General features: G+C 31.5%; 9 protein-coding genes and 3 tRNA genes. 10 read left to right on the top strand and 2 right to left on the bottom strand.

The window, feature by feature from the left end; translation table 11 throughout:
- Window positions 1-53: 53 nt before the first annotated feature.
- Both gyrA and ACEWL1_RS10675 read left to right on the top strand, forming a co-directional pair.
- A complete protein-coding gene (gene gyrA, locus ACEWL1_RS10680) occupies window positions 54-2,561 on the top strand; it encodes a DNA gyrase subunit A (RefSeq protein ID WP_409233294.1) in 2,508 nt (835 codons plus the stop codon).
- 27 nt (window positions 2,562-2,588) lie between these two features.
- A complete protein-coding gene (locus ACEWL1_RS10675) occupies window positions 2,589-3,833 on the top strand; it encodes a tetratricopeptide repeat protein (protein WP_409233293.1) in 1,245 nt (414 codons plus the stop codon).
- Window positions 3,834-3,886: 53 nt separating this feature from the next.
- Here ACEWL1_RS10675 and ACEWL1_RS10670 read toward each other — a convergent pair whose 3' ends face one another.
- Window positions 3,887-4,657, bottom strand: a complete 771-nt coding sequence (locus ACEWL1_RS10670) for a C40 family peptidase (protein WP_409233292.1) — start codon at window positions 4,655-4,657, stop codon at window positions 3,887-3,889.
- A gap of 37 nt (window positions 4,658-4,694) precedes the next feature.
- Window positions 4,695-5,870: an acetyl-CoA C-acyltransferase gene (locus ACEWL1_RS10665; protein WP_409233291.1), complete on the bottom strand. Its 1,176-nt coding sequence runs from the start codon at window positions 5,868-5,870 to the stop codon at window positions 4,695-4,697.
- A gap of 183 nt (window positions 5,871-6,053) precedes the next feature.
- Between ACEWL1_RS10665 and ACEWL1_RS10660 the strand changes: the two genes are divergently transcribed.
- The 8 genes from ACEWL1_RS10660 to ACEWL1_RS10625 all read left to right on the top strand — a co-directional run bounded on the left by ACEWL1_RS10660 (window position 6,054) and on the right by ACEWL1_RS10625 (window position 12,484).
- A complete protein-coding gene (locus ACEWL1_RS10660; protein WP_409233290.1) occupies window positions 6,054-8,117 on the top strand; it encodes an HD family phosphohydrolase in 2,064 nt (687 codons plus the stop codon).
- A gap of 100 nt (window positions 8,118-8,217) precedes the next feature.
- A tRNA-Ser gene (locus tag ACEWL1_RS10655) sits at window positions 8,218-8,301 on the top strand.
- 16 nt (window positions 8,302-8,317) lie between these two features.
- Window positions 8,318-8,392: transfer RNA gene (locus ACEWL1_RS10650), tRNA-Pro, on the top strand.
- A gap of 29 nt (window positions 8,393-8,421) precedes the next feature.
- Window positions 8,422-8,495 (top strand) — tRNA-Arg (locus tag ACEWL1_RS10645).
- 358 nt (window positions 8,496-8,853) lie between these two features.
- Window positions 8,854-10,251, top strand: a complete 1,398-nt coding sequence (locus ACEWL1_RS10640) for a type III PLP-dependent enzyme domain-containing protein (protein ID WP_409233289.1) — start codon at window positions 8,854-8,856, stop codon at window positions 10,249-10,251.
- Window positions 10,241-11,185, top strand: a complete 945-nt coding sequence (gene speB / locus ACEWL1_RS10635) for an agmatinase (protein WP_409233288.1) — start codon at window positions 10,241-10,243, stop codon at window positions 11,183-11,185. The genes ACEWL1_RS10640 and speB overlap by 11 nt, the downstream gene beginning before the upstream one ends.
- Window positions 11,175-12,149 carry a deoxyhypusine synthase family protein gene (locus ACEWL1_RS10630; RefSeq protein ID WP_409233287.1) on the top strand — a complete coding sequence of 325 codons (975 nt, stop codon included), beginning with the start codon at window positions 11,175-11,177 and terminating at the stop codon, window positions 12,147-12,149. The genes speB and ACEWL1_RS10630 overlap by 11 nt, the downstream gene beginning before the upstream one ends.
- 47 nt (window positions 12,150-12,196) lie before the next feature.
- Window positions 12,197-12,484, top strand: coding sequence for a hypothetical protein (locus ACEWL1_RS10625; protein WP_409233286.1), 288 nt, complete (start codon window positions 12,197-12,199; stop codon window positions 12,482-12,484).
- Window positions 12,485-12,495 lie beyond the last annotated feature (11 nt).

The raw sequence follows: 12,495 nt of genomic DNA, 5'->3' as shown, positions 1-12,495 counted from the left end.
AGTGTATCTTGCTCGTTTAAGAAATTAGTATAAAAATTAATACATAAATATTTATGACAGACGGAGAAAAATTGATCCCGATTAATATTGAGGAACAAATGAAATCTGCGTACATTGATTATTCAATGTCGGTTATTGTTTCAAGAGCATTACCAGATGTAAGAGATGGTTTAAAACCAGTGCATCGAAGAGTTTTGTTCGGAATGCATGAATTAGGAATTAAAGCTACAGGTTCTTATAAAAAATCAGCAAGAATTGTTGGAGAAGTATTAGGAAAGTATCATCCCCACGGAGATACTTCTGTGTACGATTCAATGGTGCGTATGGCTCAAAATTGGAGCGTTCGTTACATGATGGTTGATGGACAAGGAAACTTTGGTTCCGTAGATGGAGATAGCCCAGCAGCAATGCGTTATACCGAGGTTAGAATGCAAAAGATTTCTGAAGACATGTTGTCTGATATTGAAAAGGATACAGTTGATCATCGTTTAAATTTTGATGATACCTTACTTGAACCAACTGTGTTACCTACAAGAATTCCGAATTTATTAGTAAATGGTGCCTCTGGAATCGCTGTAGGTATGGCAACAAACATGGCGCCACACAATTTAACAGAAGTTGTAAACGGAACATTAGCTTATATAGATAATAGAGATATTGAAATTGATGAGTTAATGCAGCACGTTAAAGCTCCAGATTTTCCAACTGGCGGAATCATTTATGGTTACGAAGGTGTTAAAGATGCTTTTCATACAGGTCGTGGACGTATTGTTATGCGTGCAAAAGCTATCATTGAAGAGGTTAAAGGACGTGAATGTATTATCGTTACAGAAATTCCGTATCAAGTTAATAAAGCAGAAATGATTAAAAAAACTGCTGAATTAGTAAATGATAAAAAGTTAGAAGGAATTGCAAATATTAGAGATGAATCTGATAGAAACGGAATGCGTATTGTGTACATTTTAAAACGCGATGCAATACCAAACATTGTTTTAAATAAACTGTATAAATATACCTCTTTACAAACATCATTTAGTGTCAACAATATTGCATTGGTAAACGGTAGACCAGAGCAATTAAACTTAAAACAATTAATTCATTATTTTGTTGAGCACAGACACGAAGTTGTTGTTCGTAGAACGGAATTTGAATTGAAAAAAGCAGAAGCGAGAGCTCATATTTTAGAAGGGTTAATCATTGCTTCTGATAATATAGATGAAGTAATTAAAATTATCAGAGCTTCTAAAAATGCAGATGATGCTCGTGAAGCTTTGATTACGCGTTTTGAATTATCAGAAATTCAAGCAAAAGCAATTGTAGAAATGCGATTACGTCAGCTTACAGGTTTAGAGCAAGATAAATTGCGTGCTGAGTTTGATGAAATCATGAAAACAATCGCTGATTTAAAAGATATTTTAGGTGATGAAGTAAGACGTTATCAAATTATTACAGACGAATTAATTGCTGTTAGAGATAAATATGGTGATGCACGTCGTTCTCATATTGAATATGCTGGTGGAGATATGAGTATTGAAGATATGATTCCAGACACTCAAGTTGTTGTAACAATCTCTAATGCAGGATATTTAAAACGTACAAATCTTGATGAATATAAAGTTCAGAATAGAGGGGGAAGAGGTCAAAAAGGAGCAACAACTCGTAATGAAGATTTCTTAGAACATTTATTTGTTGGTACAAACCATCAATACATGTTATTCTTTACCCAAAAAGGAAAAGTATTCTGGATGCGAGTTTACGAAATTCCTGAAGGTGGCAAAAACACCAAAGGAAGAGCAATGCAAAATTTGATCAACATAGAACAAGACGATAAAGTAAAAGCATTTTTGGTAACACAAGATTTAAAAGACGAAGAATACATCAATAACAATTATATTATCATGGCCACTAAAAAAGGTCAGGTTAAGAAAACGTCTTTAGAGCAATATTCTCGTCCAAGAACAAATGGAATTAATGCAATTACTATTAAAGAAGGTGATGAATTACTAGAAGCGAAGTTAACAAACGGAGAAAGTCAAGTAATGTTGGCTTTAAAATCAGGTAAAGCAATTCGTTTTGAAGAAAGTAAAACTCGTCCGATGGGAAGAACTGCATCTGGAGTTAGAGGAATTACACTTCAACATGAAAATGATGAGGTTATTGGAATGGTTGCAGTGAATGACGATGAAAGTAATATTTTAGTTGTTTCGGATAAAGGATATGGTAAGAGATCTAATCTAGAAGATTATAGAATTACAAATAGAGGAGGAAAAGGTGTAAAAACTTTGAATATTACAGAAAAAACAGGAAATTTGGTGGCTATTAAGAATGTTACAGATGAAGATGATTTAATGATCATTAATAAATCTGGTATCACAATTAGAATGGCTGTTTCTGATTTAAGAGTAATGGGAAGAGCAACTCAAGGAGTTCGATTGATAAATATTAAAGATTCTGATAGCATTGCTGCTGTAGCAAAAGTACAGCACGAGGAAGAAGAAGAAATAGACGAAAATGAAACTGGCACAGAAGTTGACAATACCTCAGCCGAAAGTCAAGAATAAAAAAAAGACGATTAAAAATTTATTAGAATGAAAAAACAAATATTATTAGTAGCGTTAGGGTTGTTTACAGTAACAGCTTTTTCGCAAAAAGATGAGTTAAAAACAGCAGAAAAAGCTATAAAAAAACAAGACTTTACAACAGCAATAACAGCGATTAACTCAGCAGAAGGTTTAATAGCAAATGCAGATGATAAACTAAAATCTAAGTTTTACTTCTTAAAAGGTCAAGCTTTTGGAGGAAAAAAAGATTATGAAAAAGCTGCAAAAGCTTATAATGAATTATTTGAATTTGAAAAATCTACAGGAAGAGAACGTTATTCAGATGATGCATTACCATTATTAAACACTTTAAAAGAAGAGGTAAATAAAAAAGCTTTTGCTTTAAATGATGCAAAAAATTATAAAGAAGCTGCGAAAACATTTTATTTAAGATATACTTTAGATAAAAAAGACACATTGTTTTTGTCTAATGCAGCCCAGTTAGCATTACAGGCACAAGATTTAGATGCTTCATTTGTATATTACAAAGAGTTAAAAGATTTAGGTTATACAGGTGTTAAGAAAGTATATGGAGCGATTGATAAAGAAACAAATAAAAAAATTACTTTCAATTCTAAAGCGGAAATGAATTTAATGATGAAAACTGGTAAATACATCAATAATTCTATTACTAATTCTCCATCAAAAAGAAATGATATTTTAAAAAACTTAGTTACTATTTTAACTAGACAGAAAAAGTTTAATGAGGCAATTGCTCTAATACAAGAGTTGCGTAAAATTGAGCCAGATAATTTAGAATTGTTAAAGTCAGAGGCTTTTATTTATAATGATTTAAATCAGCCAGAAAAGTTTGCTGAATTAATGAAAGAAGCTGCAAAGAAAGATCCAAACAACCCAACATTATTCTTTAATATCGGAATTGTAAATTATAATGCTAAAAATATTGAGGAAGCAGAGCATTATTTTACAAAGGCTTTAGAGCTTAAATCTGATTTTCCAAAAGCAAATTGGATGTTGGCAAATACTCTTATTTTAAAAGATACAGAATTGGTAACAAAAATGAATGACTTACCAATATCTGATACTGAAAATTATAATAAATATAAAGCTGAGCGTAAAAAATTGTTTAACAAGGTTTTGCCTATTTTAATAAAAGCTGATAAAGCTGATAGAAGTTCAGAAACTGTACGTGTTTTAATTGGAGTGTATGAACAGTTAGAAATGACTGACAAAGCTTCTGAGTTAAGAAAAGTATTAGCAACGTTAGAGTAAGCTTTAACGAAATCAAATAAAAAAACCGAAACATCTGTTTCGGTTTTTTTATGCTAAATAATTTTTTTTATTACCCTGAGTTTGTGGGTATGCCTTTTAGTATCAACGTTGTAAATTCCACTATGATCTAATCGATCAATTCTAACTTTTCCGTGTACATGAACAATGTAATTGTCTTTCATTACAATTCCTACATGCGTAATGTTACCTTCGTTATCATCAAAAAAAGCCAAATCTCCCGGTTCGCTTTCTTCAATAAAGCTTAAGACCTCTCCTTGAGTTGCTTGTTCTTTTGCGCTCCTTAGTAATTGATAACCGCAAAGCTTATAAACTAGTTGTGTAAATCCAGAACAATCAACACCAAACGGCGTTTTTCCTCCCCAAAAATGTGGTGTATTTAAAAACAAAAAGGCTGTTTTTAAAATGTATTCTTTCTCTAATTTTTTATTGATTATAGCACCTTCATATGAATATTCTTTAGCGCCTATAAAAACTTTTTTATTGCTGAAAAATGGCAGTGTTGCACCTATTGGTATGGTAGATAAACTTCCGTTTTCTTCGGTCATAAAATCGATAAGTTCACCAGATAATGTTGCTTTAGAATTAGACAATTCTAAATAGGTTTCTTCAGCAATTTCTTCAAACTGTTTATTGTCAATATAACCTTCGCAAGAATCAAAATGGATCCTTATTTTACTCCAATTTTTTCTCTTCTCTAACACTTTAAAATGCTCGCCAAAAAGAAGCTGAGAAACCATTTCAGATTCATCTGAAGCTTCAAGCCTTAAAGGAACAATACTTAAATTACAAATGCCGTATAACAAGTTGTTAGTTTTGAGTTATAAGTTTTGAATTAAAAAATTATATTTTTTCAATAACCATTGCACTTGCGCCACCACCACCATTACAAATTGCTGCTGCACCAATTTTTGCGTTCTTTTGTTTTAAAATAGACGTTAAAGCAATAACAATTCTTGCTCCAGAAACTCCTAAAGGATGTCCTAAAGATACTGCTCCACCATTTATATTTACTTTGTCAGAAGACAATCCTAAAATTTTCATATTGGCTAAACCAACAACAGCAAACGCTTCGTTTAATTCAAAATAATCAACATCATTTATTGAAATTTCTGCTTTTGCTAACGCTTTTGGTAATGCTTTTGCTGGTGCAGTTGTAAACCATTTTGGTTCGTGCGCTGCATCTGCGTATCCTTTAATTTTAGCAATCGGAGTAAGGTTTAATTCTTTTGCTTTTTCTGCAGACATTAAAACCAATGCTGCTCCACCATCATTAATTGTTGATGCATTTGCGGCAGTAACGGTTCCACCTTTTGTAAAAGCTGCTCGTAAAGCAGGAATTTTCTCCATTTTCACGTTTTTATATTCTTCATCCTCAGAGAAAGTAACGGGTTCTCCACGACGTTGAGGAATTTCTACAGGGACAATTTCATCTGCATATTTTCCTTCTTTCCATGCATTTGCCGAACGATTGTAAGATTCAATCGCAAAAGCATCTTGATCTTCTCTTGAGAAATCATATTCAGTTGCACATTCATCAGCGCAAACTCCCATTGCAACTTTTTCGTAAGCATCAACCAAACCATCTTTTTGCATTCCATCTTCCATGCTAATTGGCCCAAATTTAGAACCATTTCTTGCGTGTTGGTAATGCGGAATCATACTCATATTTTCCATTCCGCCTGCAATCACAATTTCTGCATCACCCAAAGCAATAGTTTGAGCTGCTAACATAATAGATTTCATTCCAGAAGAACACACTTTGTTAACAGTTGTACAAGGAACTGTATTTGGAATTCCTGCAAAAATGGCTGCTTGCCTCGCAGGAGCTTGTCCTAATCCGGCGGAAACAACATTTCCCATAAATACTTCTTCTACCAACGCTGGGTTTAAACCGATTTTATCTAAAGCACCTTTTATGGCAACAGCGCCTAATTTTGGAGCAGGAATAGAAGATAAACTTCCCATAAAACTTCCAATTGGAGTTCTAGCTACTGATACAATTACTACTTCTTTCATATCTATATATCTTAAATGTTTTGTACATTACTATTTATATTGCGAAAATAACTATTTTATTGTGAGCAATAAAATATAAGGAGCGCATTTCTTACACAAAGAATAAAGTTAAATCTAATTTTTGATGAAGAAACTATTTAAAGTAAGTTTGTAAATGTTTTTTAAGCAGCTAAAAGTAAACGAATGAGTAATTTTATTAATAAAGTATATAAGAACAATGCAATAGTTTATAAAGTATTGCTGTTTTTAATAGCTGTAGTTTCTATTGTGTATTTGTTTCCGAAAGGCGGACAGTTTAAGTACGATTTTAACAAAGGAAAACCATGGCAATACGATAATTTATATGCAACTTTTGATTTTTCTATTCAGAAAAGTGAAGATGAGATCAATCAAGAAAAATTGCAAATTAAAAGAAATAATAAACACTACTTTGAGTTTAATACGACTACCGTTTTAGAAATTAAAACAGCATTTACTTCTAAAATAAATTATATTCAAGAAAACGATTCTATCGATTCAAAACAAATGTTGCGTTTAATTTCAGTTGGAAATTTTGTGATTGATAAGGTTTATAAGTACGGTTTTATAGATGAAGCAAGTCAAGGGAAAATTTTTAATGAAAATGAAATTATTTACCTGCGTAAAAACAATGTAGTTGAAGAAATTGCTTATAATAAACTAATGGTTTATAAAGAAGTACTGCAATTAATTACAGAAAATATAAGCAGTTCTCCATTGAGTTATTCAGAAAACGAACTGTTAAATACTTTGTTGGAGGTGCTAAAACCAAATGTTAGTTATGATGTAAGTTTTACACAGAAGGCATTAGAAGAATCATTTAAAAATATTTCCTACACAAGAGGTTTGGTTACTTCAGGAGAGCTCATTATTTTAAAAGGTGATATTGTAGAAGGAAGAAAATTTGCCATCTTAAACTCCTTAAAAAAAGAATCAGAATCTAAGGTCTGGACAGAGTCAAATTACTTGTGGATTGTTTGTGGTTACACAATTTTAGTTTCATTGGCTTTGCTGATGTTGTTACTTTTTCTAAAAAAATACAGGCCAGAAATTTATAGTAATAACAATAAAGTTACATTTATCTTTTTCAACGTTTTTCTGATGGTTTTAATACAAACCTTGGTTGTTAAGTACAATTCAGACTATTTGTATGTTGTGCCATTAAGTATTTTGCCAATTGTTTTAAAAGCCTTCTTTGATGCTAGATTAGGATTGTTTGCACACGTGTTAACCGTATTGTTATTAGGCTTTATCGTACCAAATAGTTTCGAGTTTATTTATTTACATATAATAGCCGGAATGGTCACTATTTTAACCGTTTCTGACCTGTATAAAAGAGCCAGTTTGTTTATTTCAATCGGGCAGATTACATTAATTTATATGATTACCTATTTAGCTTTTTCTATTATCAAAGAAGGAAATGCTTCGCAAATAAACTGGGATTACTTTATGTTATTTTCAGCAAATGGATTGTTGTCCTTTTTATCATTGTTCTTTATTTATATGTATGAAAAAATTTTCGGACTAGTTTCTGATGTAACACTATTAGAATTATCAAACACAAACACAAAATTATTAAGAGAATTAAATGAAAAAGCTCCAGGAACATTTCAACATTCAATGCAAGTTGCCAATTTAGCAGAAGCAGCTGCAAATGAAATTGGTGCAAATTCTATGTTGGTTAGAACTGGTGCTTTGTATCACGATATCGGCAAAATGTCTAATCCGATGTATTTTATAGAAAATCAATCTACAGGAGTTAATCCACACAACGATTTATCTCCAAAAGACAGTGCATATTTAATTATCAATCATGTAATTAAAGGGATTGAATTGGCAAAAGATAATAGATTGCCAGACCGAATTATAGATTTTATAAGAACACATCACGGAACAAGTTTGGTGTATTATTTTTATAAAAAAGAGCAAGAATTATTTCCAGAAGAACAGGTTGATTCTAAAAAATTTCAATACCCTGGGCCAATTCCGTTTTCAAAAGAAACAGCAATTTTAATGATTTGTGATGCTGCAGAAGCTGCTACAAAAAGTATTAAAAACCCCACAGCACAATCTATTGAAGTTTTAATTGATAAGATTGTAGAAAAGCAAAAATCTGATAATCAATTTATTAATTCAGATATTACATTTAGAGAAATAGAAAAGATAAAAAAGGTAATAAAAAAGAAATTGATGAATATTTATCACTTACGAATAGAATATCCTGATTAGGGATAATTTTTATGAAAAAAAACTAAAAAAGGTTGCTAAATTGTATTTGTAATATTACATTTGCACTCGCAATTTTTAATTAATACTTAAGTATTGTTAAGGAGAGGTGCCAGAGTGGTAATGGAGCAGATTGCTAATCTGTCGACGGGTAACTGTCGCCAGGGTTCGAGTCCCTGTCTCTCCGCAAAATTTTGCAAACTCGGGGTGTAGCGTAGCCCGGTCATCGCGCCTCGTTTGGGACGAGGAGGTCGCAGGTTCGAATCCTGCCACCCCGACATAGTTGTCGTAGCAACTAAAAAACTACGGGCTCTTAGCTCAGCTGGATAGAGCACCTCCCTTCTAAGGAGGCGGTCGAAGGTTCGAATCCTTCAGGGCTCACTTAAATCCTTACTAGAAATAGTAAGGATTTTTTGTTTTCTAAAATTTTTTTCATTTTTCTTTTTTATTTCAAAAAATAAATTACATTTGAAAACTTTTTAGTAAGTAAAATGTTATATTTTTCTTATTTCGTGAGTACTTATTCTTGGGAAGAAAATAAGTATTTAGCATTTTGGAAATGCATCGAAAAAATTTTGGTTTTTCCCACTTCTCTTTTAAATATACAGCAGTTTTCTAAACTGCATGTTGTGTATTTAAACATAAGACAGTGATATTTTCTTTTTAATGAGGTTATCTCTTATCTTAGCATAAGATGCTAATTAGATAGGTTAATTGTATAATTTTTTTTAAAAAGTAAATGAACACTAAATACACAGATTTAATAGAACAAACTTTTGATTTTCCCCAAGAGGAATTTCATACAGAAAATAACAACTTGTTTTTTCATAATATAAATTTAGCTAAGTTGGTTGAACAATATGGTACGCCTTTAAAATTCACTTATTTGCCAAAAATATCAGAGAATATTAAAAGGGCGCAAAATTGGTTTCAATCTTCAATAAAAAAGCACAATTATAAAGGAGATTATTTTTATAGTTATTGTACCAAAAGCTCGCATTTTAAATTTATTCTTGACGAAGCTTTAACAAACAATATTCATATAGAAACTTCGTCTGCTTTTGATTTAGATATTATTAAAAATTTAAAAGCTGAAGGAAAAATAAAAGACGATACTTTTATTATTTGTAATGGCTTTAAACGAAATCAATACATAGAAAATATTGGTGAATTAATAAACTCAAATCACAAAAACTGTATTCCGATTATTGATAATTATGAAGAATTACCCTTGCTTCAAGAACAAACAGACAAGAAGTTTAAAGTAGGAATTAGAATAGCATCAGAAGAAGAACCAAAATTTGAATTCTATACAAGTAGATTGGGAATTGGCTACAAAAATATTGTATCCTTTTATGAAAGAGAAATTGCTGATAATCCGCAAGTAGAACTTAAAATGTTGCATTTTTTTATCAATACAGGCATTAGAGATAATGCATATTATTGGAATGAATTATTGAAATGTATCAGTGTTTACATCAAGTTAAAAAAAGCATGCCCAACGTTAGATAGTTTAAATATTGGGGGCGGATTTCCTATTAAGAACTCGTTAGCTTTTGAGTATGATTATCAATATATGATTGATGAAATCATCAATCAAATTAATGAAGCGTGTAAAAATGCAGATGTTCCTGTGCCAAATATTTTTACAGAATTTGGAAGTTTTACAGTTGGTGAAGCTGGCGGTGCCATCTACGAAGTATTGTATCAAAAGAAACAAAATGATAGAGAACGTTGGAACATGATTAATTCATCATTTATTACAACATTACCAGATTCTTGGGCAATAAACAAGCGTTTTATCATGTTGCCAATTAATAAATGGAACAGACAATATGAACGTGTTTTATTAGGTGGTTTAACATGCGATAGTGACGATTATTACAATTCTGAACAACATATAAATGCCATTTATTTGCCAATTTATGAAAAAGAAAAACCTTTGTATATTGGTTTTTTTAACACAGGTGCTTATCAAGAATCTATTGGCGGTTTTGGTGGTTTACAACATTGTTTAATTCCGCATCCAAAACACATTTTAATAAACAAAGACCGTAATGGAAACGTTACAACCAAAGTATTTAAAGAACAACAAAAAAGTAAAGAATTATTATCAATATTAGGATATGAAAACTAGTAAAACGTACGCAGGAATCCCTGAAAATTTTTCAAAAATAGAGCAATCAAAAATTGTTTTAATCCCTGTTCCTTATGATGGGACAAGTACATGGCAAAAAGGAGCAGATAAAGGACCGGAAGCTTTTTTAGACGCTTCAGAGAACATGGAATTGTATGATATAGAAACCGATTCTGAAGTATACAAAGAAGGTGTTTATTTAGCAGATGCAATTACAGAAAATTCATCACCAGAAGCTATGGTAGATGCTGTACATCAAACAACAAAGTATTATATCAATAAGAATAAATTTGTAACACTTTTTGGGGGAGAACATTCAATTTCTATTGGTACCATTAGAGCATTTAACGAGTGTTTCGATAATTTATCTGTGTTGCATATTGATGCACATGCAGATTTACGTAAAGAATACGAAGGCTCTACTTGTAATCATGCTTGTGCGGTTTATGAAGCAAATCAAACTACAAATTTGGTGCAAGTCGGAATCAGATCTATGGATGTCTCTGAAAAAAGAGTAATGAATTTGGATAAAGTTTTCTTTGCGCATGATATGGTTGTAAACGAAGGTTGGATGGATGATGTGATCGATCAATTAACAAGCAATGTATTTATTACGTTTGATTTAGATGCAATAGACCCTTCATTAATGCCATCAACAGGAACACCAGAACCAGGAGGATTATTTTATTACGAAACGCTAGAATTTTTAAAGAAAGTGTTTGAAGAAAAAAATGTAGTTGGTTTTGATATGGTAGAATTATGTCCAAATCCAACAGAGAAATCTTCAGATTTTTTAGCTGCAAAATTGTTTTATAAAATGTTAAGTTATAAATTTATGTCAAATGATGATACGTATGATACAGATGATTTAGTAAATTCTGACAATCCGTTTAGTAAATTATCAAAATTTAAAAATGATGACGATGACTTCTAATAAACCCATAACAGAATTTATAGAAAAATACTTTTTGCACTTTAATGCAGCTGCTTTAGTTGATGCAGCAAAAGGATATGATGCACAATTAAAAAACGGATCTAAAATGTTAGTTTCTTTAGCGGGAGCGATGAGTACTGCAGAACTAGGGAAGATTTTTGCAGAAATGATTCGTCAAGATAAAGTGCATATTATTTCTTGTACAGGAGCAAATTTAGAAGAAGATATTATGAATTTAGTTGCACATTCTCATTATAAACGTGTTCCTAATTATAGAGATTTAACTCCGCAAGACGAATGGGATTTGTTAGAAAAAGGGCTAAATCGTGTTACCGATACTTGTATTCCAGAAGAAGAAGCATTTAGAAGAATACAAAAACATATTGTAAAAATTTGGAAAGAAGCTGAAGCTAAAGATGAGCGGTTTTTACCACATGAATACATGTATAAATTATTGTTGTCTGGTGTTTTAGAAGAGCATTACGAAATAGACATTAAAGATTCTTGGATGTATGCAGCAGCTGAAAAAAACTTACCAATTATTGTGCCTGGTTGGGAAGATTCAACTATGGGAAATATTTTTGCATCCTATGTAATGAAAGGAGAATTAAAAGCTTCTACTATGAAATCTGGCATTGAATACATGACGTTTTTGGCAGATTGGTATACAGATAATTCTGCAAACGGAATTGGTTTTTTTCAAATTGGAGGCGGAATTGCAGGAGATTTTCCAATTTGTGTAGTGCCGATGTTATATCAAGATATGGAAAGACCAGATACACCATTTTGGAGTTATTTCTGTCAGATTTCAGATTCGACCACAAGTTACGGTTCGTATTCTGGAGCCGTTCCGAATGAAAAAATTACATGGGGAAAATTAGATATTGATACTCCTAAGTTTATTATAGAAAGTGATGCAACAATTGTTGCACCATTAATTTTTGCTTATTTATTAGAAATGTAAATTAAACATGTACATTTCTAAATGCCATACAATAAAAACAAATTAAAATGAAACGAGTAATAGTTGATTATGCAAAGCTAACTACAGACATATTAGATATGTTGGTAGAGAAGTATCCAGACGGATATGACTACTCTGATGTAATTTCTTTTAAGAACGCCAAAGGAGAAACTATAAAAGCAGTAGAAGTAAAAACAGAAGACACAGTTTTTTTAGTTAAAATTAGTTCTAGACTAGAACAAACGATGGAAGATTATGCAGAAGATGAAGATTCTTTTGAAGAAGATGATTTTGCGTTAAATGATGACATCGATGAAACCAAGGAGGATTTTTAAAACAGATATCA

Origin of the sequence: Polaribacter gochangensis, from assembly GCF_046224025.1 — a bacterium.
GTDB classification, from domain to species: domain Bacteria; phylum Bacteroidota; class Bacteroidia; order Flavobacteriales; family Flavobacteriaceae; genus Polaribacter; species Polaribacter gochangensis.
Note: the sequence above shows the minus strand (reverse complement) of the source record. Positions and strands in the feature narration are given on the sequence as shown.

What these genes read in the sequence shown, in the direction of transcription:
- gyrA (WP_409233294.1), top strand. Translation starts at nt 54, where the DNA reads ATGACAGACGGAGAAAAATTGATCCCGATTAATATTGAGGAACAAATG.
- ACEWL1_RS10675 (WP_409233293.1), top strand. Translation starts at nt 2,589, where the DNA reads ATGAAAAAACAAATATTATTAGTAGCGTTAGGGTTGTTTACAGTAACA.
- ACEWL1_RS10665 (WP_409233291.1), bottom strand. Translation starts at nt 5,870, where the DNA reads ATGAAAGAAGTAGTAATTGTATCAGTAGCTAGAACTCCAATTGGAAGT.
- ACEWL1_RS10660 (WP_409233290.1), top strand. Translation starts at nt 6,054, where the DNA reads ATGAGTAATTTTATTAATAAAGTATATAAGAACAATGCAATAGTTTAT.
- ACEWL1_RS10640 (WP_409233289.1), top strand. Translation starts at nt 8,854, where the DNA reads ATGAACACTAAATACACAGATTTAATAGAACAAACTTTTGATTTTCCC.
- speB (WP_409233288.1), top strand. Translation starts at nt 10,241, where the DNA reads ATGAAAACTAGTAAAACGTACGCAGGAATCCCTGAAAATTTTTCAAAA.
- ACEWL1_RS10630 (WP_409233287.1), top strand. Translation starts at nt 11,175, where the DNA reads ATGACTTCTAATAAACCCATAACAGAATTTATAGAAAAATACTTTTTG.
- ACEWL1_RS10625 (WP_409233286.1), top strand. Translation starts at nt 12,197, where the DNA reads ATGAAACGAGTAATAGTTGATTATGCAAAGCTAACTACAGACATATTA.